Annotated in this window: 25 protein-coding genes; 10 read left to right on the top strand and 15 right to left on the bottom strand. The window is 62.0% G+C overall.

The window, feature by feature from the left end; translation table 11 throughout:
- Positions 1–55 precede the first annotated feature (55 nt).
- A complete protein-coding gene (locus HJC00_RS07280) occupies positions 56–1,081 on the top strand; it encodes a class I fructose-bisphosphate aldolase (protein WP_210629909.1) in 1,026 nt (341 codons plus the stop codon).
- A 364-nt stretch (positions 1,082–1,445) separates the two neighbouring features.
- The gene (locus HJC00_RS07275) at positions 1,446–2,369 is read left to right on the top strand and encodes a PhzF family phenazine biosynthesis protein (RefSeq protein ID WP_221163813.1); all 924 of its coding nucleotides are present in this window, start codon (positions 1,446–1,448) and stop codon (positions 2,367–2,369) included.
- Positions 2,370–2,397: 28 nt separating this feature from the next.
- Here HJC00_RS07275 and HJC00_RS07270 read toward each other — a convergent pair whose 3' ends face one another.
- On the bottom strand, positions 2,398–2,562 hold the full coding sequence (locus HJC00_RS07270; protein ID WP_210629907.1) for a hypothetical protein: 165 nt from the start codon (positions 2,560–2,562) through the stop codon (positions 2,398–2,400).
- 173 nt (positions 2,563–2,735) lie between these two features.
- Between HJC00_RS07270 and HJC00_RS07265 the strand changes: the two genes are divergently transcribed.
- The 3 genes from HJC00_RS07265 (at position 2,736) to HJC00_RS07255 (ending at position 5,272) form a co-directional block, all read left to right on the top strand.
- Complete coding sequence (locus HJC00_RS07265) at positions 2,736–4,016, top strand: MFS transporter (protein WP_221163812.1); 1,281 nt, start codon at positions 2,736–2,738, stop codon at positions 4,014–4,016.
- Between the two features lie 157 nt (positions 4,017–4,173).
- A complete protein-coding gene (locus HJC00_RS07260) occupies positions 4,174–4,365 on the top strand; it encodes a DUF1192 domain-containing protein (protein ID WP_003582172.1) in 192 nt (63 codons plus the stop codon).
- A 391-nt stretch (positions 4,366–4,756) separates the two neighbouring features.
- Positions 4,757–5,272, top strand: a complete 516-nt coding sequence (locus HJC00_RS07255) for a DUF1465 family protein (RefSeq protein ID WP_004679442.1) — start codon at positions 4,757–4,759, stop codon at positions 5,270–5,272.
- Between the two features lie 135 nt (positions 5,273–5,407).
- On the opposite strand, the gene rpmE is transcribed toward HJC00_RS07255, so the two are convergent.
- Complete coding sequence (gene rpmE, locus HJC00_RS07250) at positions 5,408–5,629, bottom strand: 50S ribosomal protein L31 (protein ID WP_009990270.1); 222 nt, start codon at positions 5,627–5,629, stop codon at positions 5,408–5,410.
- Positions 5,630–5,821: 192 nt separating this feature from the next.
- Here rpmE and HJC00_RS07245 point away from each other — a divergent pair, with 192 nt between their 5' ends.
- The 5 genes from HJC00_RS07245 to HJC00_RS07225 all read left to right on the top strand — a co-directional run bounded on the left by HJC00_RS07245 (position 5,822) and on the right by HJC00_RS07225 (position 10,922).
- Positions 5,822–7,621: an ABC transporter transmembrane domain-containing protein gene (locus tag HJC00_RS07245; RefSeq protein ID WP_221122994.1), complete on the top strand. Its 1,800-nt coding sequence runs from the start codon at positions 5,822–5,824 to the stop codon at positions 7,619–7,621.
- Positions 7,622–7,759: 138 nt separating this feature from the next.
- Positions 7,760–8,752 (top strand): tripartite tricarboxylate transporter substrate binding protein, encoded by a 993-nt coding sequence (locus tag HJC00_RS07240; RefSeq protein ID WP_221163811.1) that lies wholly within the window; start codon positions 7,760–7,762, stop codon positions 8,750–8,752.
- A gap of 144 nt (positions 8,753–8,896) precedes the next feature.
- Positions 8,897–9,085 (top strand): YegP family protein, encoded by a 189-nt coding sequence (locus HJC00_RS07235; protein WP_064694384.1) that lies wholly within the window; start codon positions 8,897–8,899, stop codon positions 9,083–9,085.
- Between the two features lie 247 nt (positions 9,086–9,332).
- The gene (locus HJC00_RS07230; protein WP_221122993.1) at positions 9,333–9,671 is read left to right on the top strand and encodes a YciI family protein; all 339 of its coding nucleotides are present in this window, start codon (positions 9,333–9,335) and stop codon (positions 9,669–9,671) included.
- 6 nt (positions 9,672–9,677) lie between these two features.
- Positions 9,678–10,922 (top strand): RNA polymerase sigma factor, encoded by a 1,245-nt coding sequence (locus HJC00_RS07225; RefSeq protein WP_221163810.1) that lies wholly within the window; start codon positions 9,678–9,680, stop codon positions 10,920–10,922.
- A gap of 6 nt (positions 10,923–10,928) precedes the next feature.
- Here HJC00_RS07225 and HJC00_RS07220 read toward each other — a convergent pair whose 3' ends face one another.
- The 13 genes from HJC00_RS07220 to HJC00_RS07160 all read right to left on the bottom strand — a co-directional run bounded on the left by HJC00_RS07220 (position 10,929) and on the right by HJC00_RS07160 (position 25,814).
- On the bottom strand, positions 10,929–11,960 hold the full coding sequence (locus HJC00_RS07220; protein ID WP_210629902.1) for a peptidoglycan -binding protein: 1,032 nt from the start codon (positions 11,958–11,960) through the stop codon (positions 10,929–10,931).
- A 3-nt stretch (positions 11,961–11,963) separates the two neighbouring features.
- Complete coding sequence (locus tag HJC00_RS07215) at positions 11,964–13,067, bottom strand: MotA/TolQ/ExbB proton channel family protein (RefSeq protein ID WP_221146442.1); 1,104 nt, start codon at positions 13,065–13,067, stop codon at positions 11,964–11,966.
- 112 nt (positions 13,068–13,179) lie between these two features.
- Positions 13,180–13,980, bottom strand: a complete 801-nt coding sequence (locus HJC00_RS07210) for an inositol monophosphatase family protein (RefSeq protein ID WP_210629900.1) — start codon at positions 13,978–13,980, stop codon at positions 13,180–13,182.
- Positions 13,981–14,179: 199 nt separating this feature from the next.
- Positions 14,180–15,277 carry a chemotaxis response regulator protein-glutamate methylesterase gene (locus HJC00_RS07205; protein WP_210629899.1) on the bottom strand — a complete coding sequence of 366 codons (1,098 nt, stop codon included), beginning with the start codon at positions 15,275–15,277 and terminating at the stop codon, positions 14,180–14,182.
- Between the two features lie 8 nt (positions 15,278–15,285).
- Positions 15,286–16,143 (bottom strand): protein-glutamate O-methyltransferase CheR, encoded by an 858-nt coding sequence (locus HJC00_RS07200; protein ID WP_221163809.1) that lies wholly within the window; start codon positions 16,141–16,143, stop codon positions 15,286–15,288.
- Between the two features lie 29 nt (positions 16,144–16,172).
- A complete protein-coding gene (locus tag HJC00_RS07195) occupies positions 16,173–16,655 on the bottom strand; it encodes a chemotaxis protein CheW (RefSeq protein WP_171049239.1) in 483 nt (160 codons plus the stop codon).
- Positions 16,652–18,469, bottom strand: coding sequence for a methyl-accepting chemotaxis protein (locus HJC00_RS07190; RefSeq protein WP_210629896.1), 1,818 nt, complete (start codon positions 18,467–18,469; stop codon positions 16,652–16,654). Before HJC00_RS07190 ends, HJC00_RS07195 begins: the two co-directional genes overlap by 4 nt.
- Before the next feature lie 169 nt (positions 18,470–18,638).
- Positions 18,639–20,564, bottom strand: a complete 1,926-nt coding sequence (locus HJC00_RS07185; protein ID WP_221163808.1) for a methyl-accepting chemotaxis protein — start codon at positions 20,562–20,564, stop codon at positions 18,639–18,641.
- A 264-nt stretch (positions 20,565–20,828) separates the two neighbouring features.
- A complete protein-coding gene (locus tag HJC00_RS07180) occupies positions 20,829–22,532 on the bottom strand; it encodes a methyl-accepting chemotaxis protein (RefSeq protein WP_221154586.1) in 1,704 nt (567 codons plus the stop codon).
- A gap of 30 nt (positions 22,533–22,562) precedes the next feature.
- Positions 22,563–23,072 (bottom strand): chemotaxis protein CheW, encoded by a 510-nt coding sequence (locus tag HJC00_RS07175; protein WP_210629893.1) that lies wholly within the window; start codon positions 23,070–23,072, stop codon positions 22,563–22,565.
- Positions 23,069–25,123, bottom strand: a complete 2,055-nt coding sequence (locus HJC00_RS07170; protein ID WP_221154581.1) for a chemotaxis protein CheA — start codon at positions 25,121–25,123, stop codon at positions 23,069–23,071. Before HJC00_RS07170 ends, HJC00_RS07175 begins: the two co-directional genes overlap by 4 nt.
- Entirely contained in the window at positions 25,120–25,488 is a 369-nt protein-coding gene (locus HJC00_RS07165; protein ID WP_210629891.1) for a response regulator, read from the bottom strand. The genes HJC00_RS07170 and HJC00_RS07165 overlap by 4 nt, the downstream gene beginning before the upstream one ends.
- Positions 25,485–25,814: an STAS domain-containing protein gene (locus tag HJC00_RS07160; RefSeq protein ID WP_210629890.1), complete on the bottom strand. Its 330-nt coding sequence runs from the start codon at positions 25,812–25,814 to the stop codon at positions 25,485–25,487. Before HJC00_RS07160 ends, HJC00_RS07165 begins: the two co-directional genes overlap by 4 nt.
- Between the last annotated feature and the right edge of the window lie 302 nt (positions 25,815–26,116).

Here is a 26,116-nt window from a genome sequence, read left to right as displayed (position 1 = left end):
TTATCGCCGTCCTATATTCTTAAACCGCCGATGTTTCATGCTGTGGAGAGAACGAATGAGCGAACGACTGGAAGACATTGCAGTGCAGATGGTTGCAGGCGGCCGGGGACTGCTTGCGGCCGATGAATCGACCTCCACCATCAAGAAGCGTTTCGACACGATCAATCTCGAATCGACCGAAATCAGCCGTCGCGATTACCGCGAAATGCTCTTCCGCTCCGACGAGGCGATGAAGAAGTATATTTCCGGCGTCATCCTCTACGAAGAGACGCTTTTCCAGAAGGCCGCCGACGGCACGCCTTTCGTCGACATCATCCGCGCCGCTGGTTCAATTCCCGGCATCAAGGTCGATACCGGCGCCAAGCCGATGGCCAAATTTCCAGGCGAAACCATCACCGAAGGCCTCGATGGCCTCGGCGAACGTCTGGCTCGATATTATGAAGCCGGCGCCCGTTTCGCCAAGTGGCGCGGCGTCATCGCGATCTCCTCGACGCTGCCGACCCGCGGCTCGGTTCGCGCCAACGCTCAGGCGCTTGCCCGCTACGCGGCCCTCTGCCAGGAAGCCAAAATCGTTCCGATCGTCGAGCCGGAATGCCTAATGGACGGCAAGCCGGGCGACCATAATATCGACCGCTGCGCCGAAGTCACCGAATCCACCCTGCGCATCGTTTTTGAGGAGCTGGCCGATGCCCGCGTCAGCCTCGAAGGCATGATCCTGAAGCCGAACATGGTCATCGACGGCAAGAACGCCCGCAAGGCCTCGGTCGCCGAAGTCGCCGAACGCACCGTGCAGGTGCTGAAGCGCACGGTTCCCTCTGCGGTTCCCGGCATCGCCTTCCTCTCCGGCGGCCAGTCGACCGAAGAGGCGACCGCGCACCTTTCGGCGATCAATGCCACGGCCGGCCTGCCCTGGTTCGTCACCTTCTCCTACGGTCGCGCCCTGCAGGACAGCGCGCTCAAGGCCTGGAACGGCAAGCCGGAAAACGTCGCCGCCGGCCAGCGTGAATTCACCCACCGCGCCGAGATGAACAGCCTCGCCGCCAAGGGCAGCTGGAAGAAAGACCTGGAAAAGGCGGCCTGAGTTTTAGCATCTGGGATTCGGGCAAGGGCAGCACATCAACGTTGCTGCTCGTGCCTAATCCCCTCGCCTCCCTCATTCCTGTACTTGTCACAGGAATCCAGTGCTCCCAAGTCTTTGGGCGCGGAAGACTCTTTCCCTTGAGATATTGATTCATTCACGGCGCAGACGCGCCGTGGCTGGATTCCTGTGACGAGCACAGGAATGAGGGAGTTCGGAGAGGCCTCGCACTCCCCATCCGACGAATCTGCGTAAAAATCAGCGCAACGCGATAGACAGCCCTCAGCATTGTCTCGGCGACAAGAAACCGCTTCGTCCCGCGAAAAATCGTGATTATTCATAACGGCCCGCTGCAAGAGGAGCCGCTATGGACACCATTTCCTACGTCACCGTCGATGTCTTCACGTCCACCCGTTTCGAGGGCAATCCGCTTGCCGTCATATCGGATGCCCGCGGTCTGAGCGATGCGGCGATGCAGAGGATCGCCACCGAGTTCAACTATTCCGAAGTGACCTTCGTCCTGCCACCTGAAGACCCCGAGAATTCCGCCCGCGTGCGCATCTTCACCCCGACGATGGAGATCCCCTTTGCCGGCCATCCGAATGTCGGCACTGCCTATGTGCTCGGCCAGCAGGCGGAGATCTTCGGTAAGCCGGTCGGCGAGAAGCTGCGCTTCGAGGAAGAAGCCGGCATCGTCGAGGTCGACCTGAGACGCAGCGGCGGAAAGGTCGCGGCCGCCGCCATCCGCGCACCGCAGCCACTGACGGTCGGCGATACCATTGCCGAAGAAATCATCGCCCGCTGCATCGGGCTCGAACCCGGCGCCATCGTCAAAACCGCCCACGCCCCGGTCTTTGCCTCGGTCGGCCTGAACTTCGCCATTGCCGAGTTGAACGGGCTCAAGGCGCTCTCCGCCGCCCGTCCGAATCTTACCGGCTTCCAGGCCGCTGCCGGCCGGCAGACGACGAGCGGCCACGACTTCTCCCTCTTCGTCTATGCCAGGACACCCGAAAATCCGTGGGCTATCCGCGCCCGCATGTTCGCGCCGCTGGACAACGTGCCTGAGGACCCCGCGACCGGCAGCGCTTCGGCCGCTCTCGGCGCCTATCTCGTCACGCTGACGCCGGAGGCCGATATGAACGTCCGCATCACCATCGAACAGGGCATTGAAATGGGGCGGCGCAGCGTCATCACCCTCGACGTGGCAAAATCCGGCGGTATCGTCACCGATGTCATCATCTCGGGAAGCTGTGTTGCCGTAATGCGCGGCGAAACCATCCTGCAGGACTGACGGCCACATCGAGGCTTGAATCCGAAGCTTACATCACGAAGTCGCGCGACAGCAGCGCCATTGCCCATATGGCGAAGGCGATCAGCGCGATTTTCCAGAAATCCATCCGCCGCCTGAGGCCAGGAAGCTCGAGCGGCTTGATCACCTGTATCGCCATGGCAAGGATGAGCAGCAAGGCTATCAACTTTGTCATGCTTTATTTTTTCCGTTTTTCGGAATGTCACAGGACGGACATTTTTCCGCGCGAACAAGAGGTTCACACACGCCGTAAAGGCATTCCGGGGCACAATCAATCATCTTGAGGCTGGGCAGGCGCAGGTCTTGCCTTATGTCCGTTCATAATCGCTTGAGACCGAGTCTGGGGAAATGAAGAGAAATCTGCTGTCCGTCGCCGCGCTGCTCTTTGGCACGCTCTTCCTTTTCATGGGCAATGGTTTGCAGGGTATCCTGCTTCCCGTGCGCGGCAATCTCGAAGGCTACGCCACGACGACGCTGGGCCTGCTTGGTACCTCGTGGGCTGGCGGCTTCGTCATCGGCTGCCTGGTGGCGCCGAAACTGGTGCGCCGCGTCGGCCATGTCAGAGCCTTCTCCGGCTTCATCTCGATCATCGCCATTATCGCGTTGGTCAGCGGCATAATCATCGATCCGTTCTGGTGGGTGATCCTGCGCGCGGTGACCGGCTTCTCCACCGCCGGCACGTCGATGATCATCGAAAGCTGGCTGAACGAGCGCGCCAGCAACGAGAGCCGCGGTGCGATCTTCTCGCTCTATATCGGCATCACCCTGCTCGGTGTCGTCGGCGGCCAGATGATGATCCCGCTCGAGGATGTACGCACGCCTGTGCTGTTCATGATCTGCGGCATCTTTTATTGCATCGCCATGCTGCCGACGACGCTATCGACCGCGGCGTCACCGCAGCCGCTGAAGGCCGTGCGCCTCGACCTGCCGGCGCTATACCGCAATTCGCCCGTTTCCTGCCTCGGCATTCTGCTCGTCGGCATTGCCAACGGCGCTTACGGCACGCTGGGGGCCGTCTTCGGCGCCGGCGCCGGCCTTTCCGACACCAGTATCGCCATCATGATGAGCGCCACCATCTTCGCCGGCGCCATGATGCAGCTCCCGGCCGGCCGGCTTTCTGATCGCATCGACCGACGCTACGTGCTCGCCGCCTTGTCGGCCATTGCCGCGATCGCCGGCTTGCTCATCTTTCTGCTTCACCCGACATCACCGGGCTTGCTGATCGGGCTCGTTGTCCTTTACGGCGCGGTTGCCAATACGCTCTACCCGATCGCTGTCGCTCACGCGAACGACTTCGCGGCGTCGGAGGATTTCGTCAAAGTCTCCGGCGGCCTGCTGCTGCTCTACGGCATCGGCACAGTCATCGGCCCGACGCTCGGCGGCCCCGTCATGTCGGCAATCACCCCGCACGCGCTTTTCCTGGTCACCGCCGTCGCCCATGTGTTGATCACCGTTTATGCGATTATCAGAAGCCGCATCCGCGCCGCCGTCCCGGCCAGCGACCGCGACGCCTATACGACGATCCCGACCGGCACGTCGCCGATGCTGACACCCCAGAGCATGTCGCTGGCCGATCGTGGCACCGGCAAATCTCCCGAAAGCAGCGATCCTGCTGTAAAATTCGGTTAGGTCTTCCTGCAAACCGCACTGCGGTTTTCTCCGTGGTTCGCGAAAAACGAAAAATGGGGAGGCGAGACTGGATTTGGGCCGGATCGGCCTAAATTCCGATTCCGTATCGGCCGCATTTTTCGGCATTATGCTGCCGGCAGCAAAAGGAGGAGAACCGATGAGCTTTATCGATGACGACCGGCCGCAGAAGAAAACCGCCCACGAGATCGGCGCCGATCTCTCCATGCTTTCGGTGGATGAGCTGAAGGCGCGAGTGGAATTGCTGAAAACCGAGATCGCCCGGCTCGAAGCCGAAGCCGCCCGCAAGGCGTCCGGGCGACAGGCCGCCGAAAGCTTCTTCCGTTCGTGAACCGCTAAAAGCCTCCAAAAACAAGGCCATAGGCAGGAAAAATGAGCCAACCTCAAGTCTTCATTCGGCACAATGTTAATAAATTATTAAGCTTTATAACGTATTACTGTACTCATCCAGGCTTTCTCTGGATCTCAGACAGTTTTCCAAGCGGTGAATTGGTCTGATTTTTCTCCCTGTTTTACCTTGAGAGCCGCTTTTGCGGCTCTTCTTTTTGCTGCGGCCGGCGCATTTCCATGAAACTGTGGAGATTAACCCTTTCTTAAGAAACGGCTTGCGCATTTGCGCTAATGATACCATCTTAAAGTCATAAAGACCGGACGCGGAAACTTTTCCGTTAAGCCCGGCGTTACCTGACCATAAGTAGCTGCGTGCAACAGGGACTATTGCGATGTCGGAAGTTGGATTGAACACGATCAGTTTTGCGGGCCGCGCGGCTGCATCCTCACAGTTCAAGGCACTCTATGCCGAAGGCATGTCACTGGTCGAAGAGACCGCCGCCTATCTCGATGGCCAAGGCCGCGCAGCCTCCAAGGTTCTGCCGCGCATGGCATCCGTCCTCTACGCCGCGGAATCGATGCGGCTGACCACCCGCCTGATGCAGATGGCCTCGTGGCTGCTGCTGCAGCGCGCCGTCAACAATGGTGAGATGTCGCGTGACCAGGTGCTGGCCGAGAAGAACAAGGTCCGCCTCGACGGCTTCAACGTCGACCGCGCGGCACCCGGCTGGGGCGACCTGCCGGAATCCTTCCGCGACCTCGTCGAGCGCTCCTTGCGCCTGCAGAACCGCATCGCGCTGCTGGATCGCGAAATCTATCGTCCGGCTGAAGCCGTGATCGTTCATGACAATCAGAACAGCGTCCAGGCGCAGCTTTCCCTGCTGCAGACCGCCTTCGGCAACAACTGACCGAACCTGCTAAATTCATTTGGGCCGGCTGCGCAGTGCGCGGCCGGTTTTTTGTTGCCGCTGCGCACCGTTCTGCAAACGCAAAAAAGCCCGGCAGAACCGGGCTCCTTGCGAAACGTCGTCAAGCAGAAGCGATTAGAGACCGAGGCCGCCGAAACGCTTATTGAACTTGGAAACGCGGCCACCGCGGTCCATGAGCTGCTGGTTGCCGCCCGTCCAGGCCGGATGCGACTTGGAATCGATTTCGAGGTTCATGACAGCGCCTTCCGAACCCCAGGTCGAGCGGGTTTCGTATTCGGTGCCATCGGTCATGACTACCTTGATCGTGTGATAGTCGGGATGGATGCCTGCCTTCATAACAATCTTCCTGCGATACCGGAGTTCAATTTGCCGCATGCAGTTGCGGCCACCGAACCGATTGAATAAATGAAGCCGCAGTCGTGATGGCTACGGCTTCCCATTAGGATGCGGTGCCTATACATGAAGGACGCCGGGATAACAAGAGCCAACAGGCCGCATTGCGTGGTCCTGCGGGCGAATGGAGACGATTTGGCAGATCAGGCACAGGCTGAGGAAAACAAGAGACGGTCGCTGCGGCCGCTCGGCAGGCTGACGCCTTATGTCATGCGCTATCGCGGGCTGGTGGCTGGCGCGCTGATTTCGTTGGCGCTTGCCGCCATGACCTCGCTGGCCCTGCCGCTCGCCGTGCGCCGCATGATCGATCATGGCTTCAACCAGTCTGACGGCAGCTTCATCAACAGCTACTTCGCCATGCTGATGGTCATGGCCATCGTGCTCGCGGTCGCCAGCGCGCTGCGCTATTATTTCGTTATCACCATCGGCGAACGCATCGTCGCCGATCTTCGCCGCGACGTCTTTAGCCATGTGACGCGGCTGTCTCCCTCCTTCTTTGACGTCAACCAGTCCGGCGAGATCGTCTCGCGTCTGACCGCCGATACGACGCAGATCAAGTCCGCCGTCGGCGCCACCGCCTCGGTGGCGCTCAGGAACCTCATTCTCTGTCTCGGCGCCATGGGCATGATGGTCGTCACCTCGCCGAAACTTTCGAGCCTCGTCATCGGAGCGATCCCGCTGATCGTCTTCCCACTCGTCGCCTTTGGCCGCTCGGTGCGCAGGCGATCTCGCGCCGCTCAGGATACGCTTGCCGAAGCGTCCGCCTTCGCCAATGAGACGATCGCCGCGACCCGTACGGTACAGGCCTTCAACGGCGAGGATGCCGCGGCGACGCGATACGCCGGCGCCGTCGAATCCGCCTACGAAGCCGCCCGCGCCGCCATCCGCTCACGCGCACTCTTGACGGGCATCGCCATCACCCTAATCTTCGGCAGCGTCGTCGCCGTACTCTGGGTCGGCGCCCACAGCGTGCTGGCCGGCACGCTGTCTGCCGGCACGCTCGGCCAGTTCCTGCTCTACGCCGTGATCTCCGCGGGATCGCTCGGCGCGCTGTCGGAGGTCTGGGGCGAACTCTCGCAGGCGGCCGGCGCCGCCGACCGGTTGACCGAACTTCTTGACGAGGTGTCGCCGATATCAGCCCCCACCAACCCCGAGGCCCTCCCTTCGCCGAGCCGCGGCCGCGTCGAGTTTTCCGACGTGCATTTCGCCTATCCCTCGCGCCCCGGAAAATCGGCCCTACATGGCTTGAGCTTCGCCGTTGCTCCAGGCGAAACCGTCGCCATCGTCGGCCCCTCCGGCGCCGGCAAAAGCACAGTCTTTTCGTTGCTGCTGCGCTTCTACGATCCGCAGCAGGGCAGCGTGGCGATTGACGGTGTCGATGCCCGGCTGACGACGCCCGACGAGTTGCGCCAGCGCATCGCCATCGTGCCGCAGGACGTCACGATCTTCGCCGCATCGATCCATGACAACATCGCCTTCGGCCGCCCTGGTGCATCGCGTGAGGAAGTCCGCGCTGCAGCGCTTGCCTCCCAGGCCGACGAATTCATCGCCCGACTGGAGAACGGCTATGAGACGGAGGTCGGCGAACGTGGCGTCACCCTCTCCGGCGGCCAGCGACAGCGCATCGCCATTGCCCGCGCCATTCTGAAGAACGCGCCCGTGCTGCTGCTCGACGAGGCGACCTCCGCGCTTGACGCCGAAAGCGAGACCCTGGTGCAGAAGGCGCTCGACGGCTTAATGGATGGCCGCACGACGCTCGTCATCGCCCATCGCCTGGCAACCGTGCTGAAGGCCGACCGCATCCTCGTCATGGATCAGGGGCGCGTCGTCGAGGAAGGCACGCATCAAACTCTGATCCGCCACGGGGGCATCTATGCCCGCCTCGCCCGGCTGCAATTCGACGCCGCCAAGGAGGATGTGCTCGCGGCCAAATAGCCGGCAGGCGCCCTTGGCCGCACGCTACTAAAGTCGGACTTCGCTGCGCCTTCCCGCGGTTGTCTTTCCCGCCCCCTGCCCTACCCTCTTCATGCCCCTGGGTGGGGATTGCTGTTGAATTCATGGGAGGAGATAGGAATGGCGCTTTCCAACATCACGCGACGCACGGGCCTCGCGCTCGCTCTTGGCCTCACTGCAATGCTGGCGCCTGGCAGGCCTGCCGTTGCCACGGATTTTCCCGATCGCGCGATCACCATGGTCGTGCCTTTCGCCGCCGGCGGCTCAACCGATGTCGTCGCGCGCATCGTCGCGCAGAAGATGTCGGAGGATCTCGGCCAGCAGGTGATCGTCCAGAACGTCGCAGGCGCCGGCGGTAACCTCGGCGCCGGCAACGTCGCCCGCGCTGAGCCCGACGGCTACACCATTCTGATGGGCACGGTCGCGACCCACGCCCTCAACCCGCTGATCCTCAAATCGACCCCCTACGATCCCGAGAAGGATTTCGCGCCGGTCTCGCTGCTCGTCGTCGTGCCGAACGTGCTGGTCGTCAATCCGGAATTGCCGGCAAAGACGGTGCAGGAGCTGATCGCGCTCTTGAAGGCCGAGCCCGATAAATACAGTTACGCCTCGTCGGGCAACGGCACGCCGCTGCATCTTTCCGGCGAACTTTTCAAGTCGATGGCCGGCGTCAGCATGCAGCACATCCCGTACAAGGGCGCGGGGCCTGCATTGAACGACGTCATCGGCAACCAGGTGCCGATCATGTTCGATAACCTGCCCTCATCGTCCAGCCATATCAAGGCAGGCACGCTGCGGGCGCTGGCGGTGACGACGGCCGAGCGCGCACCCTCCTTCCCCGACGTGCCGACGATCGCCGAGTCAGGCATTCCAGGCTATGAGACCTATACTTGGAACGCGCTCTTCGCTCCGGCAAAAACGCCGAGCGAGGCGGTCACGCGCCTCAACGCCTCGGCCAGAAAGGCGCTCACTGACCCCGCCGTTGCCGAACGGATGAAGGAGTTCAGCGCCACCATCGTCGGCTCGACACCGGAAGAACTCGCCGTCCATGTAAAATCCGAGCTCGCCAAATGGGGGCCGGTCGTCAAGGGCGCGAACATTCAGATGGAGTGATGCGAAGACGTTCGTCTGTCTCCCGTGCCTGCGTCCGATGGAAACGACCGCACTACGATTCTCATTAAGGTAGTGGAAAAGCTCGCCATTTTGATCTAGCCTCCTCGACGCTGATCGTGCAATTCAGCGTTTCGGGAGACATCCATGTACAAATTCGAAGTCTACAAGGATAAATCAGGCGAATTCCGTTTCCGCTTCAAGGCATCGAACGGGGAAACAATGTTCAGTTCCGAGGGCTACAAGGCGAAAGCGTCCGCCCTGAACGCCATCGAATCCATCAAGAAGAATACCTCCGGCGCCGAGATCGTCGACCAGACGAAGGCCGAAGCCTGAGCGGCATGGCCGGGCGGCATCGATGCCGCCCTGCTTTTTTTGCGCCCTCGAGCGGCGCGGGTGTCTTTGAGACCGGCGCGCCTGCTGGTGATTTCCGGCGCTGTTTTTCAAATATTTCTTCAGAGCCATGTCGAAACGACCGGCGATCGCGCCTCATTGTCTTGGAACGGCTGAGCCGCTCCACCAGGCTAGACCGGCTTTCGTCGGCGGCCTGGATCAAAGCCAACAACGAGATCAGGAGTTTTCCATGCAATATGCCCTCATCATTCGCGAAGCGCCGGAGGATTTCGCCCGCCGTAGCGATCCAGCCTATCGCGATGGCTGGGTCGCCTACACGCAGGCGCTTGTCCAGGCGGGGATCATGACCGGCGGCGCCGGGCTGACAGCGCCCGAGACCGGGACGGTCATACGCCGCAAAGGCGAGGATCACGATGTCCAGGACGGTCCCTATCCGGAAGGCAAGGAACAACTGGGCGGCTTCTATCTGATCGAGGTTCCCGATTTGGACGCCGCGCTCGAATGGGCGACGCGCATTCCGATTTCCGACAAGGGTTCCGTCGAAGTGCGCCCTCGCCTGCAGATGTGAGGAAGGATGTCACCCGATGCAGGACGCGCCGCCGAGCAGGTGGCGCGACAGTCCTATGGCAAGCTGATCGCCTTTCTTGCCGCCCGTTCGCGCGACGTGCCGGCGGCAGAGGACTCATTGTCGGAAGCACTGGCGTCAGCCCTGCGGGTCTGGCCGGAGCGCGGCGTTCCTGCCAATCCGGAAGCCTGGCTGCTGGTGGCCGCCCGCCGCAACCTGATGCAGGCGGCCCGCCACCGCGCCGTCGAGGCCAACGCACAAACGACGATATCGGTCGCCCTGGAGGAAGCCGAAGAACGGATGAACGAAGCCGGCAATTCCGTCTTTCCCGATGAACGGCTGAAGCTGCTCTTCGCCTGCGCCCATCCTGCCATCGACAGCTCGGTGCATACGGCGCTGATGCTGCAGACGATTCTCGGCATCGAAGCGAGGACCATCGCGCGGGCCTTCGTCGTGTCACCGGAAGCTATGAGCCAGCGGCTGGTGCGGGCCAAGGTGAAGATCCGCGAGGCCGGCATTCCCTTCACCATACCGCCTCGGCCCGCGCTGCCTGGTCGGCTTGCCGCCGTGCTTTCGGCGATCTACGCCGCCTACGGCCTCGGATGGGACGGTCTCGATGGCGAGGAAGCGCACCATTCGCTTGCCGGCGAAGCGATCTGGCTCGGCCGGGCGCTTCTGACGGTGCTGCCGGATGAGCCGGAAGCGATCGGCCTCGTCTCGCTGATGCTTTACTGCGAAGCCCGCCGCAGCGCCCGTCGTGACCGCGCCGGTCGCTATGTGCCGCTGGACGAGCAGGACCCGGCCAGCTGGGACGCCACCATGATCGCGGAGGCGGACGCGCTGCTGCGCAACGCAGGGGGCCTCAACCGTTTCGGCCCCTATCAGTGTCAGGCGGCGATTCAATCGGTACATACGGCGCGCCGCCTCTCGGGGACGACCGACTGGCAGGCACTGACGACGCTCTATGCCGCGTTGCTGACGATGAAGCCGACGCTCGGCGCGCGCGTCGCCCAAGCGGCGGTGATTGGCCGGGCTTTAAGCCCCGCCGAGGGCCTGACCCTGCTCGACAAGGTTGATCCCCGCGCGATTGCAGCCTATCAGCCCTACTGGGCTGTACGTGCTTTTCTTCTGGCGCGAGCCGGCAACGATGCTGCCGCGGCCGACGCCTACATGACGGCGCTCGGCCTCAGCGACAGCCCCTCGGTCCGCGCCTTTCTTGCCGACCGGCTCGCCGAAGCGCGGCGGACAACATGAAGCTGATCATTTCTCGGTCAGCTTCAGCTCGATGCGGCGGTTGGTGGCGCGCGCATCCGGCGTATCGCCCGGCGCGATCGGTTGGAACTCACCGAAGCCGGCGGCGACGAGTCGGTCGGCAGGGACGCCCTGGCCAATCAGGAACTTGACGACCGAAATGGCGCGCTCTGAGGAGAGTTCCCAGTTGTCGCGATAGCGGCCGGTCCCGGCAAGCGGCACATTATCGGTATGGCCGTCGACACGCAGCACCCAGTTGATCTCCGGGGGAATTTCCTTGGCGAGATCAAGGAGAGCGGCGGCGAGCTTCGCCATTTCCGTCTGCCCGTCCGGATTGAGATCCGCGCCGCCCGAGGGAAACAGCACTTCCGACTGGAAGACGAACCGGTCGCCGACGATGCGGATATTCTCGCGATCCGATAGGATTTCGCGCAACCGGCCGAAGAAGTCGGAACGGTAACGGTTCAGTTCCTGCACGCGCGCCGCCAGCGCCACGTTGAGGCGACTGCCGAGATCGGCGATCTTGGTCTGCGAGACCCGGTCCTTCTCCTCGGATGCCTGCAGTGCCGCTTCGACCGCGGCGATTTGGCTGCGAAGTGCGGCAATCTGCTGATTCAAGAGTTCGACCTGGCTCAGCGCCCGTTCGCTCACCTGCTTCTGCTCGTCGAGCTCCTGCGTCATTGCGCCGATCCGCTTCTGAGCCGCATCCTGGCCGCCCGAGCCGGCGTTCAGCAACGCCTGAAGCCGCGACCGGTCGCTTTCGGCAGTCGCGAGCGAGGCTTGTAGGTTGGCGACTGAATCCTGGAGATCCTGATTGCTGCCCTTTTCGAGCGCCAGAAGCTGCGTCAGCTCGTTGATCTGGCTATTGAGACGATTGAGCACCTCGTCGCGCCCGGTGATTTCGCGGCTGAGGATGAACTGCCCGACGACGAAGACCGTCAGCAGGAACATGATCGAAATGAGCAGCGTCGACAACGCATCGACGAAGCCCGGCCAGTAATCCACCGTGCGTTCGCGGCGGCGGTTGCGGGCAAGTGCCATGGCTTATTTGCCCTCGCTCTTTTCTGCATGGCTCGTGCGCTCGCGCAGGCGCTCGGCCCGCTCGCCGCCCCGCTCCTGCAGGCCGATGCGCTCGGCCAGCCGATCGAGCGTGCGGCGCATGGCTTTCGCCTCGTCCTGCTGCGCCTCGATCCAGTCACGCAGCATCTGCTGCTCGTTGCGCATATTCTTGACCAGACCCTGAATGCCTTCGGCAAGGCTTGCCATGGCGGCGACAGAGCGCTGGTTTCCGACACCGCCTTCTTCGGAGACCTTGCGCAGATACTCGGAGAGTGCGCGCATGTCGTCCGAGGAAGACCCGGCAACGGCATCGAGCGCCGGCGCAAGATCGGAGCCGACATCGGTGACCGAGGAGAGCCAGTTTTCCAGTTCCGTGTAGAAGCGATTCTGCGCGCGACCGGCCTGTAGGTCGAGGAAGCCGAGAATGAGCGAACCGGAAAGGCCGAGCAGCGACGACGAGAAGGCCTGCCCCATGCCTGAAAGCGGCGTCGACAGCCCCTCCTTCAGTGCAGAGAGCACGTCCGCCGTGCCGTTCGAACCGGCATCGAGTGACTGGATAACGGTGCTGATCGAGCCGATCGTGCCAATGAGACCCCAGAACGTGCCGAGCAGGCCAAGGAAGACCAGGAGGCCGATCAGGTAGCGCGAAACGTCACGCGATTCGTCGAGGCGGGTGGCGATCGAATCGAGAATCGAACGCAGCGCGGTCGTCGACAGCGCCACCGACGCCTTGCGGCTGCCGATCAGCGCCCGCATCGGCGCAAGCAGCCGTGGGTTACGGTTGACCTTATCCGCGCTGCCGGCAGCGCGGAAGGAATTGAACCAGCGCACTTCGGGGCGAAGCGCCAGCACGTGATTGAAAACAAGGACGATTCCGACTGCGAGAACGCCGAGGATCAGGCCGTTGAGGCCCGGATTGTGCATGAAGGCGGTCTGCGTCTGCCGAAAGAGGATCGCGGCAATGAACCCGACAATGACGAGAAAAAGCAGCATCGTCCAGAGGAAGGGCATGGGGCTCGAGAGCCTGTAGGTATAACCGCCGGCCGTCTTTTCGGTGGAGCCGATCTCCGCCACATTCACATTTTCCATAGGTTCAGCAGCCTCCGAACTCATTGCTGGCGGAGACTAGAGCAACATTGTGCCGAATTGAAGTATGCCGGGGCGAAAACCGTGACTTTACAACAGCCGGTTTTTCATGCGCTCACTTGGCGGGAATCGGCCGCTTGATGACCTCGATCAACGCCTTATGGATGTGTTCGTTGCCGGCGACGATCGCACCGCCCTCCAGAATGGCCGCTCCGCCATCCCAATCGGTGGCGAAGCCGCCGGCTTCACGGATGAGCAGGATACCGGCCGCCATGTCCCAGGGTGCAAGCTCCGCCTCCCAGAAGCCGTCGAAACGTCCGGCGGCGACATGGGCGAGATCGAGGGTCGGCGCGCCCAGGCGGCGGATGCCGGCCACTTCGCCCATCACGTGGCGCAGTTCGACCAGGAACTTGCCGTGATTGCGCTTGCCGAGCGCGGGCACACCGCAGCCGATGACGCAATCCGACAGCACGCGGCGCGCAGCGACGCGCAGGCGCCGGTCGTTGAGGAAGGCGCCGCCGCCGCGCTCGGCGGTATAGAGCTCGTCGGTCGCAGGATTGAAGACGACGGCGGCCACGATCTCGCCGTTGCGTTCGAGTGCGATCGAGACGGCGAAGGCCGGGATGCCGTGGAGGAAGTTCGTCGTGCCGTCGAGCGGATCGACGATCCAGCGATGTGCTCCGTCGGTGCCCTTGATCTCTTCGGTTTCCTCGCCGAGAAAGCCATAGGTCGGCCGCGCCTTTAGCAGCTCTTCCCTGACGATCTTCTCGGCCTTGCGGTCGGCAGCGGAAACGAAATCGCCCGGTCCCTTCACCGAAACCTGCAGGTTCTGCACTTCGCCGAAATCACGCCCCAGCGATTTTCCTGCCTTGAGGGCAGCCTGAACCATGACATTGAGAAGAGCTGAACGGGCCATCGGCGCATTTCCTTGGGACTGATACGGGACGCGCGCTGCCAGGGGCGGGAAATGTCCCTGAACATGCATGACAGGCAGCGCTGCAAAGATTGGCGGCCTCAAGACCACAAAATCGCGGAAATTTCAAGGGGAGGCACACATGGCTGCCCGCAGGCCTGAAAAGCGCCGCCTTATTTTCCATCGGAACCCGGAACCGGCCTTAGAACTTCTGCTGCGTTATCAGGACTTCGCGGGCGATCTGATCGAGCGGCAGAATGCGGTCGACCCCGCCTTTGGCAATCGCCTCCTTCGGCATGCCGAAGACAACGGAGCTCGCCTCGTCCTGCGCCACCGTGTAGGCGCCGGCTTCATGCATCTCCAACATGCCGCGCGCACCGTCGTCGCCCATGCCCGTCATAATGATCCCCATGGCGTTCGAGCCGGCCGAACGCGCCGCCGAACGGAAGAGCACGTCGACGGAAGGCCGGTGGCGGGAAACCAACGGCCCGCTCTTCACACTGACATGATAGCGCGCACCCTGGCGTTCGAGCAGCATGTGCCTGTCACCAGGCGCGATCAGCACATGGCCGCGCAGCACCGGATCGCCGTCGGCGGCCTCCTTGACCTCGACCTCGCAGAGCCCGTTCAGACGTTTGGCGAAGGCGGCAGTGAATTTCTCCGGCATATGCTGGACGATCACCATGCCGGGCGCATTGGCCGGCAGTTCCTCCAGGAATTCGCGCAGCGCCTCGGTGCCGCCGGTGGAGGCACCCACGCAGACAACCATCTCCGTCGTCTTCGCCATCGCCCGCCCCGTCGGCGGCGGCAGCATGGCATCCGCCGTCAGCTTCTTGGCCGGCCCCTCGGCGGAAGCGGAACGAATGGTTCCCGCGGCGCGGCGCACGGTCGAAAGCCGCGCCTGCGAAGCGCTCTTGACAACTTCGCGAATCCGCATGGCGTCATCGGCAAGGCTGTCGGCGGCGCCGATCTTCGATTTCAGGATGACGTCGACGGCGCCCGCCTCCAAAGCCTGAATCAACGTTTCCGAACCCGCCTCCGTCAGCGACGAGCACATCACGACCGGGATCGGCCGCTGTGCCATCAGCTTGCGCAGGAAGGTGATGCCGTCCATGCGCGGCATCTCCACGTCGAGCGTGATGACATCGGGGATCTCGTCCAGCAGCCTGCGCGCCGCGACGAAGGGATCAGACGCCACCGCCATGATCTCGATGTCGGGATCCTGCTCAAGCACATGGGCCAGCGTCTGTCGGACGCTGGCGGAATCGTCGATAATGAGAACGCGGATTTTCTTGCGCATAACCGCCTCTAGATACGCTGAAACACCGTGTTCGAAACCTGTTTCAGCGGCAGGTCGAAACCGGTGATCGACTCGGAGTGGCCGATGAACATGTAGCCGCCCTTCGCCAGGCAATTGCAGAGGCGGTTGAGCACGCCCGCCTGCGTCTGCTTGTCGAAGTAGATCAGCACGTTGCGGCAGAAGATGATGTTCATCAAGTCGCCGACCGGATATTTGTCGTCCATCAGGTTCATCCGTGCAAACCCCACCCTGCTGCGCAGTTTAGGGCTTATGCGCACCTCCTTGCGGCCCGGCTGCTTGGCGACCAGCACATATTTGCGCTGCAGGTCGCGCGGCACGGGTGCGATCAGGTCTTCCGGATAGATGCCCCGGCGCGCCGTCTGCAGCACGTCGGTGGAAAGATCGGTGGCAAGCACGCTATAGGAAACGTCATTGCGGCCTTCCGCGAATTCAGCCAGCACCATCGCCATCGTATAGGGTTCGGCCCCCGTCGAACAGGCCGAGCTCCAGGTACGAATGGTGCGCACGCCGCTATTGGCGATCGCCGGCAGCGCCACGCTCTGCAGGTAATCGAAATGCTTGGCTTCCCGGAAGAAGTCGGTCTTGTTGGTCGTCACCACGTCGATCAGGTAGACGGTTTCCTGGGCAAGCCCATCATGATTGAACAGGAAGTCGCAATAATCGTCGAAGGTCGAATGATTGGTCGCACGAAGGCGGCGTCTCAGCCGCCCTTCGAGCATCGTCAGCTTGGTCGGCGGCATCTTGATGCCGCTATAGTCGTAGATGAACCGGGCAAGCTTTTCGAAATTCCGCTTGCTGATCCGGTCCCCCGGCAATTGGGTTTCCACCGCTGCTGCCATACTCATGGAACGCATTACTCCGGGTTGACGCGCGATCATGCCGCCGATTGCAGTGCAGAAGCATCCTCGCGCGACAAGAGACGTGCGAGATCGATGATGACGACAAAGCCGTTTTCACGGCGAACGACGCCGGCGATATAGTCCGAGCGCCAGCGCACACCGATGTCAGGCGCCGCCTCGATCTGGTCACGCCGGAACGGTGTAACTTCGAAGACGCGGTCGGCGACGAGGCCGAGCGTTAGCAGCCGGCTTTCCATCGGCACGTCGAGCACGAGCACCCGCGTATGTGGCGTCGGCACCGTCTTCGTCATGCCGAGCTTCAATCGAAGATCGATGGTCGGCACGCCCTGCCCACGCACGTCGCGCAGGCCGAGCAGATAGTCGGGACCATTCGGAATCTTGAACGCTTCCGCATAGTCGAGGATTTCCCGCACGACCTCGACCGGCACGGCAAAAATTTCCTCACCGAGGCTGAAGGTCACGAATTGCGCTTCCAGAGATGTCGTTGCCATGATCATGCACTTTCCTTGAATTCGGCGTCGCCATCATCGGGACCGCCCATGGAGAGATCGAGTGCGAAACCTTTCACCCGCGCCTGCTGGCCGGCGACACTGCCGGCCGCCGGTTTCTTGATCGCCGGCTTGCGGGCGGCGCTGGGAGCCGGGCTGCGGGCCGTCATCTTGACGGCCGGCGCGCGTGACAGGCGGTTGCCTGCCGTATCGACCCTGAAGAAGGCAATCGAGGTCTGCAGTTCTTCCGCCTGGGAGGCAAGTTCTTCCGAGGTCGCCGACATCTGTTCGGAGGCGCCGGCATTCTGCTGAGTCACCTTGTCGAGCTGTTGGATCGCCTCGTTGATCTGGGCCGCACCGACATCCTGCTCGCGGCAGGCCGCGCTGATTTCGGCAACGAGTTCCGCCGTCTTGCGGATGTCGGGCACCAGGCGGCCGAGCATGTCGCCGGCTTCTTGGGCGGCCTTGACCGTATCGCCCGACATGGCGCTGATTTCGGCCGCGGCCGACTGGCTGCGTTCGGCAAGCTTGCGCACTTCCGACGCGACCACTGCAAAGCCCTTGCCGTGTTCGCCGGCACGCGCCGCCTCCACAGCGGCATTGAGAGCGAGAAGATCCGTCTGACGAGCGATTTCCTGAACGATGCTGATCTTCTCGGCAATAGTCCGCATCGCCTGCACGGCACGCGTCACCGCATCACCGCTCGCTTCCGCGTCCTTGGCCGACTGCCGCGCGATCTTCTCCGTTTGGGCGGCATTGTCGGCGTTCTGCTTGATATTGGCGGCCATCTCCTCCATCGAGGCCGACGCCTCTTCGGCCGAAGCCGCCTGTTCGCTCGCGCCCTGCGACACCTGTTCGGAACTTGCCGAAAGCTGCTGGCTGCCGGACGAGACGTTCTCGGCTGCCGAGATCGCGTCGGCGACGACGCCGCGCAGCCGCTCGACCATCTGTTCGAGCGCAATGCCGAGCGTATCCTTCTCTGAAAGGGGCTTCGGGGATACCATGAGGTCGCCGTTCGAAATCTGGTTGGCGATCGTCGCGGTGTTGCGCAGATTTGCCGTCATCCTGCTCATCGAATCGACGAGATCGCGGATTTCGTCATTGCTCTTATGCTCTATCTTCTGCTCGAGATCCCCGATGCTGACCGCGTCGGCGAGGTTGACGGCGCGCTTGAGGCCGCGGGAGATGTTAAGCAGGATCCAGATCGCGGCCGCCGACGAGACAAAGATCAAACCCACCGTCATCATGACAAGCAGATTACGGGATTGGGCATACTGCTCGTTGGTGGCCGCATCCGTTTCCGCGAGATTGGCTGTCACGGTGTCGTTCAGCTTGGTGAGAATACCGAGCAGCTGGGCCGTCGCCTGCTGCCCTTCGCCCATTGAGATGACGCCGGCTTGAGCATTTGATTCCGTCGTATTCTCGGTGGCGAGACCGGCGATGCGATCCTGCAACGTGGTCCATTTACTATAGAGATCACCGAACTTGGCCATCTCCTTCTTGATCTCCGCATCGTTCGAGGCGGCAAGACGGCCCTGCAGTGTCTTGATGACTTCGTGCTGTTGCGCAATTTCCTCGACATAGCCTGTAATCTTGACCGGATCCGTATTGATGATCGCGTCCTTTTCGGCGCGGATAGAGCGCATGACGGCATCGGAAAGATCGCCAGAATCGCGCAGGTTGGCGACCGGACCGGCGACCATGATCGATATCTCACTGTTCAACGCCGAAAGAGTATAGATCGCAAGACCCGCCATGCCGCACGTGAGTAGAACGATGAAACCGAATACCAAGCTTAGTTTGAGTTTGATTGTGAAGCGCATTTCAAGCCCTCGTTAGTACCGCAGCGGGTATTCCGCGAAATCGCACATAGTGCCGTCGTGAAAACGCTTCATGCGTTGCCGGCAGAGCCGGCATGACCAAGTGCGTCCATGCACCGGTTCGATGCTGGGGCCGCTGTCGCCGCGGCCCCAGTCCTGTGTCCGAAGAGCACTACGCGCTCTCGCGGAATTCTTCGTCCGCAATATCTGGTCCGCCCATCGACATGTCGAGAGCAAACCCCTTCGCACGAGCCTGTTGGGCGGCCACGCTGCCGGCAGCCGGTTTCTTGGCCGCAGGCTTGCGCGCAGCGGTGGGAGCTGCACCCCGTACCGTCATCTTGACGGCCGGCGCGCGGGACTGGCGGTTGCCTGCCGTATCGACCTTGAAGAAGGCGATCGACGTCTGCAGTTCTTCCGCCTGCGCGGCGAGCTCCTCTGAAGTTGCAGACATCTGTTCGGAGGCGCCGGCGTTCTGCTGCGTGACCTTGTCGAGCTGCTGGATCGCCTCGTTGATCTGGGCCGCACCGATATCCTGTTCACGGCAGGCAGCACTGATCTCGGAAACGAGTTCCGCCGTCTTGCGGATGTCGGGCACCAGGCGGCCCAGCATTTCGCCGGCCTCCTGAGCGGCTGTCACGGTATCGCTCGACATGGCGCTGATTTCGGCGGCGGCCGACTGGCTGCGTTCGGCAAGCTTGCGCACCTCCGAGGCCACCACCGCAAAACCCTTGCCGTGTTCGCCGGCGCGTGCTGCTTCCACCGCCGCATTAAGGGCAAGCAGATCGGTCTGACGGGCGATTTCCTGCACGATGCCGATCTTCTGGGCGATCGTGCGCATGGCGTCGACGGCGCGCGTCACCGCCTCGCCGCTGGCTTCCGCATCCTTTGCAGACTGCCGGGCGATCTTTTCCGTCTGCGCGGCATTGTCGGCATTCTGCTTGATGTTCGAGGCCATCTCTTCCATCGAGGCCGACGCCTCTTCGGCCGACGCGGCCTGCTCGGTGGCGCCTTGCGACACCTGTTCGGAACTTGCCGAAAGCTCCTGGCTGCCGGCCGAAACATTTTCGGCGGCCGAAATCGCGTCTGCGACCACGCCGCGCAACCGCTCAACCATCTGCTCCAGCGCAAGGCCCAGTGCATCCTTGTCGGAGAGCGGCTTCGGAGACACAGTGAGATCGCCATTGGCGATCTGGTTGGCAATCCCCGCCGTGGTCCTCAGATTGGCGATCATGCTCTGCATCGCAATCCCGAGCGCGTCCTTGTCCGAGAGAGGCTTGGCATCGGTGGTCAGATCGCCCATGGCGATCTGGTCGGCAAGGGCGGCGGTCGATCGCAGATTGGCGGTCATGGTGTTGACCGTATCGATGAGGTCCTTGATCTCGTCATTGGTCCTGACGTCGACTTTCTGATTGAGATCGCCGATTGCCACGGCGTTTGCGACGCTCGTGATCTTCCTCAGACCATTGTTGATGCCGAGCGTGATCCACAATGCGGCGCCGAGGGCCATAAGCACGGCGATTCCGGATGCTGTGGTGAGGATGAGCTTGGTCGAATTGTAAAGATCGCTGTTCGACTGATCGGTCGCTTGCATGCCTTTGCGCTGGATCTCCGTGAGGGCGGCAATCGCATCGCCCATGTCCCCGGTCATCGCCCGGAGATCGCCAAGTGAAAGCGCGAGCGCGGATGCCTTATCACCCCTGGCATCGAGTTGCTGCAGCTCGGCGGACTTCTCGCGGAATTTCCCGCCAACGCTCCGCAGCTTCTCCCAATGCGGCTTGCCTTCCGGAGAGGCGATGGCCAAGCCGGCGTCGACAGCGTCGAACATGGCCTGCAGGTTCTGGTCGGCCTCTTTGTAGAAGCCGGCGGCCGTGTCCGGATCGGTGGAAAGCAGCGCGTTCTTCTGAGCCCGAATGGCGTTGACTTCGGCGATGTTGGCGTTCAGCGCCAGTTCCAGCCGGCGCATCGGGCCGTCGATCATGTTGCCGCTCGCCTCGTTCAATGTGCCGAGGCTAAAGCTTCCATAAACTGCAATGCCGATCAGCAGCAGCGTCATGATCCCGAAAGCGAGACCCAATTTCAGTTTGATAGTGAAACGCATGTGATACCCCGTTTTATGCGCCAAAACGATTGGATAGAGAGACGTTCCGGTCTGGGAACGCCGAACTTCAGAGTGATGTGTCTGAAAGAGGGAAAGCGACTGCATTCACTTCCCGGCAGCCGGACATCGATCGGTCGCAGCGCCAACGCCTACACGCGTTGGGGATATTTCCACCTCGGGCCACGGGAGTGGCCCGAGATATCCGATGAGGGCGAAGGCGCTCAGGTGCCTCGCCGGGAACGCTATGCGCGTCCCCAGGAACGCCTACGCGCTTTCCCGAAAATCATCGTCACTGGCGTCCGGACCGCCCATCGACATATCGAGAGCAAAGCCTTTGAGACGCTGCTGCTGAGCCGAAACCGTCTGACCGCGGCCCTGGCTTTGGGCCTGCTGTGCAGGCTTGCGGGCCGGGGCCTTGGCCACCTTGGTTGGGCCTTTCGACGGCATCTTCTGGGCGCCGGGCCGCGTGCTGCCCGTCGTATCGACCTTGAAGAAGGCGATCGACGTCTGCAATTCTTCCGCCTGAGCGGCGAGTTCCTCGGACGTTGCCGACATCTGCTCCGAGGCGCCGGCATTCTGCTGCGTCACCTTGTCGAGCTGCTGGATCGCCTCATTGATCTGAGAGGCGCCGATATCCTGCTCGCGGCAGGCGGCGCTGATCTCGGAAACGAGTTCCGCCGTCTTGCGGATGTCGGGCACCAGGCGGCCGAGCATCTCACCGGCATCGGCGGCGGCCTTGACGGTATCGCTCGACATCGAGCTGATTTCGGCTGCTGCCGACTGGCTACGCTCGGCAAGTTTGCGCACTTCCGAGGCCACGACCGCAAAACCCTTGCCGTGTTCGCCGGCGCGTGCCGCTTCGACGGCGGCATTGAGGGCCAGGAGATCGGTCTGACGGGCGATTTCCTGCACGATGCCGATCTTCTCGGCAATCGTGCGCATGGCGTCGACAGCACGGGTTACCGCTTCGCCGCTGGCTTCCGCATCCTTGGCGGATTGACGGGCGATCTTCTCCGTCTGGGCGGCATTGTCGGCGTTCTGCTTGATATTGGCGGCCATCTCTTCCATTGAGGCGGACGCCTCTTCGGCAGAAGCCGCCTGTTCGCTCGCGCCCTGCGACACCTGTTCGGAACTTGCCGAAAGCTGCTGGCTGCCGGACGAGACGTTCTCGGCGGCCGAGATCGCGTCGGCGACGACGCCCCGCAGGCGTTCGATCATGACGTTGACATTACCCAGAAGCTCGCCGATTTCGTCATGGCTCGTAATATCGGCCATTTTCGTCAGGTCGCCTTCAGACACTTCGCGAACCACGGTGTTGGCGCGGCTGAGGCCCTTGCTGATCGTGCTGGCGATCCAGAAGGCGGTTATCGCGGCAATCAGTAGTGCCACGGCAGCGACGGCGACCATCGTCGTGCGTGTCGTCTCATACTGCGCGTCGGCACCGGCGTCGGCGGCCTTCATGCGCTGCTTCTCAAGCGCCAGAATTTCGGCGAGCGTCGAGTCGATCCCGTTGGCGGCAGCGCGCGCGGTCGTGATCGAGACGGTGTTTGCACCTTCCACGTTGCCGGTCTTCACGTAGTCACGGATCTGGTCGTCAGCTGCGTTGAAGGACTTCGAAAACTCGGCAATACGAGCCCAACGCGCCTTGCCTTCCTCCGTGGCAAGCGCCAACGCTTGATTGAAGGCATCACTGAAGTCCTTGCGGGCCTGATTGCCCTTGTCGATCGCCGCGGCCGCTTCATCGGCGCCACGGGCATTAAGCAGGTTCTTCTGCTGGCGGATCGCTTCGAGCTGCGCGATGTTGATCTGCTGCGCAAGATCGAGGCGGGCTGCCGGGCCGGCGAGGAGATTGCCAATCGTATCATTCAGCGACCCGAGGCTGAAGATACCGTAAGCGGCGGTGCCCAAGAGCATGAGGATGATGAAGGTGAACGCGGTCACCAGCTTCGTCTTGATTGTCAGTCGCATCGGTTTAACCCCAAGTTGAATCCATCTGCGTCAATTGCCGGCTCCCGCCGCATCATGCCTGGATGAAAAAATCGCCTGCAGATTCGGGAGAATGATGAACTCTCCGCCCCTCTTCACCAGGCAGTTGATGTAGTCGGCGCGCCAGCGCATCCCGACGCTCGGCGGCGCCTCGCTCGCGTTTTTTGCGAGCGTCGTCACCTCGTTCACTTTATCGGTTCTGAGGCCGACGAGCGTCGGCTCGCCCTGGAGATCGATCTCGATGACGATGAAACGGCTATCGATCGTTGCCTCCTCCGCCTCCATCCCGAAGGCGAGACGCAGGTCGGCGAGCGGTATGACCTTGCCGCGGAAGTTGATGACGCTGGCGACGAAGGGCTGACTGCCCGGCACCGCGGTCTCCGGAAGCAGGTCCAGGATTTCCTGGACGATGACCGCTTCCAGCGCGAAGGTCTCGCCGTTGAGATCGAATGTCAGGACCTCGACTTCCTCGGCATAGCTCCAATGATTGTCGAAACGTTCGGCTGCTGCTGTTGCACTCATCCTGCTACCCGCAATTGCGCCTCCTGTTGCTGACCCGCGGCAACCAGGTGCCCGACGTCGAGAATGAGTGCGACGCTGCCGTCGCCGAGAATGGTGGCGCCCGAAAAGGTCGCCACGTCATTGTGCAGTTTCGACATCGACTTGATGACCGTCTGGTGGTCGCCGATGATCTGGTCGACGACGAGGCCGACGCGCTCGGTTCCGGTCGAGATGACCACGACTTTCTGGTGCACATCGGGTTTCGTGCCGGTGCGGAAAAGATCGCGTAGGCGTAGGAACGGCACCAGGCTGTCGCGCAACGAGATGAAGCTACGGCCGCGCGAGCGCAGATCCTCCTCGAGCGACAGTTCGAGGCATTCCTCGACGGCCGAAAGCGGGATGACGTAACGGCCCGAGCCGACACGCACCAGCAGGCCGTCGATAATGGCAAGCGTCAGCGGAATGCGCAGCGACACTTCCGAACCCTGTCCGGGCACACTGACGATATCGATTGCGCCGCGAAGCTCTTCAACCGTCTTCTTGACCACGTCCATGCCGACGCCGCGGCCGGACAGATTGGTGATCGCGGTGGCCGTCGAAAAGCCGGGAGCAAAGATCAGTTGCAAGAGCTCGGGGTCCGAAAGCGGTTGGCCCGGATGGATGAGGCCGGAGGATTCCGCCTTGGCGCGGACCCGTTCACGGTTGATTCCGCGGCCGTCGTCCTTGATCGAGATGATCACCTCGCCACCGGCCTGACGGGCCGAAAGCGTGATCGTGCCGGCCTTGGCCTTGCCGGCCGCAAGGCGGTCGGCGGGTACTTCGAGGCCGTGATCGATCGAGTTGCGCACCAGGTGCACCAGCGGATCGGCCAGCCGCTCGATCACCGTTTTGTCGACCTCGGTGCTCTCGCCCTCCATCACCAGCTCGATCACCTTGCCGGTCTCGCGGGCAAGATCGTGCACAAGGCGGCGGAAGCGGGAGAAGAGGGTCGCAACGGGCACCATGCGCAGCACCATCATCGTGTCGCGCAATTCGCCGGACAGACGTTCGATTTCTTCCGAGACGGAGCGCAATGCGATATCGGTGCTGGCGCTGGCGAGCTGGCTGAGGCGCGATTGCGCGATCACGAGCTCACCGACACGGTCCATCAGTTCGTCCAAGCGCTCTGCCGGGACGCGCACGTTCTCGGCAGCCTTCGCCTGGCTGACGGCAGCGGGCCCCTCACGCCTGACGGGAACCGCTTCGACGGGACGGAATTCCGGCACACCAGCCGCCGGGACAGGGGGTGGCGATACTGAGGCGGCAGCGGCAGGCGCCGGCCTTGCTACAGCCGGAGCGGCCGTTGCCGCTGCTGCACTGCCGATCTCCTCGACGCTGAGTTCCATGTCGTCGAGCACGAAGATGAAGACATCGTCGATCGCCGAACGGTCCTGTTCGCTCATCAGCGTCACATCCCAGGAAATGTAGAGTTCCGTCGAAGTGAGCTCGTCGAGAGGCGGAATGGCCGAAGTGTCGGCGCGTACGGTACATTCGCCGAGATCGCGCAGTTCGTCCAGCAGACCGAGCGGATTGGTGCCGTTGGCCATCGCATTGGCCGGCAGGCTGAATCGGATGCGCCAGCTGTTCTTCGTCTTGTTCGCCGACGCTCCTTGCACGGGCGCTGCGACGGCGGCTGTCGCTGTGGCGGGCGCCGCAGCCTCGGCGCCGACCGCGGACTGCAGTTGTGCCAGAAGCTTATGCCCGGTATCGCCGTAATCGGCGTCGGGCTGGTCGACGAGGGCACGCATATGGTCCTGGGCGGCGAGAACGGCGGCGACAAGTTCGCTGGTCGCCGCGACCTCGCCTTTTCGGACGCGGTCGAAAGCGGTTTCACAATGGTGGGTGAAGGCCGCCAGCGCCTCGAAACCGAACATCGCGCCCGATCCCTTGAGCGTGTGAAGCCCGCGGAATACCGCGTCGACGAGATCCTTATTGTCGAGTTGGTGAGTGAGGTCGAGAAGACCGGCCTCGATCGCTTCGAGGCATTCGGCAGCCTCCATGCGGAATACGGCGACGGGGTCGAGCGTACTCATCTGCCGAGGACCTTCTTCACGATCTTCACGAGACTTTCCGGGTCGAACGGCTTGGTCAGCCAGCCGGTCGCGCCGGCGGCCTTGGCACGTGCCTTGAGATCGGCGTCAGATTCCGTCGTTAGAAAGATAATCGGAACACCGGCCTGCGCCGGCAGCTTGCGCAGTTCTTCGATCATCGTCAGCCCGTCCATAACAGGCATGTTGAGATCGGTTACGATCAGATCGAAGCTGCTGGCCTTGGCCGCCATAAGACCTTCAGCCCCGTTCACCGCTTCGGTGACGCTGTAACCGGCATTGGTCAGGGTGACCTTTGTTGTCAGACGGATGCTGGCGGAATCGTCTACCGTCAGAATGTTGGCACTCATAATGTCACCTCTTTATGCAACCAGAACTTTAAGTCTTCTTGATCGAAGGATTCGATGAAACCGGCACGCTCAAGTACGTTCAGCACTGAGCCGCTGGCGGGAGAAAAAAGCCTGAACGTCTTTCCGTCAGACTTTGCTTGGCGACGTGCGGCCTCGATAAGCTGTATGAAACTGAGGTCAGCTTCAGCATCAGCGATAACGCTAACGACAATGTCGTCTTTACTGTTAAACTCGTCACTAAGCTTCGAATGTAGCTCGGCCACATGGCGGATGCTTAGCACACCCGGTAAATTTATAGATTCACAATATTGGCTCTGAGTATCCAATGCAGCCTCCTGGGCCCGAGAAATACTTGTGACCCTAAGAGGACTCTCACGACAGCGTTAATGCAGCGTAAACAGGGGTTGTATAAAACCGACGTACAACGCGGTCCGCGACTCCCAATTCTTATCCAGGATAAGTTGTACCGCTCTCTCAATGTTTAGAGATAAATTAAGTAAAAACAGAACCTTAAATGATCTCTTTCGGCATGCGGTGCACCGGCCGCCCCGTCTCACACCTTTCATTAATCACAACGCAGGCGAGTCTGGGGCGTTTACCGGACATTTCCATCCTGCCCGTAGAAATA

The sequence above is a fragment of the Rhizobium sp. NLR22b genome, assembly GCF_019685295.1.
In the GTDB taxonomy this organism is placed as follows: Bacteria; Pseudomonadota; Alphaproteobacteria; order Rhizobiales; family Rhizobiaceae; genus Rhizobium.
Note: the sequence above shows the minus strand (reverse complement) of the source record. Positions and strands in the feature narration are given on the sequence as shown.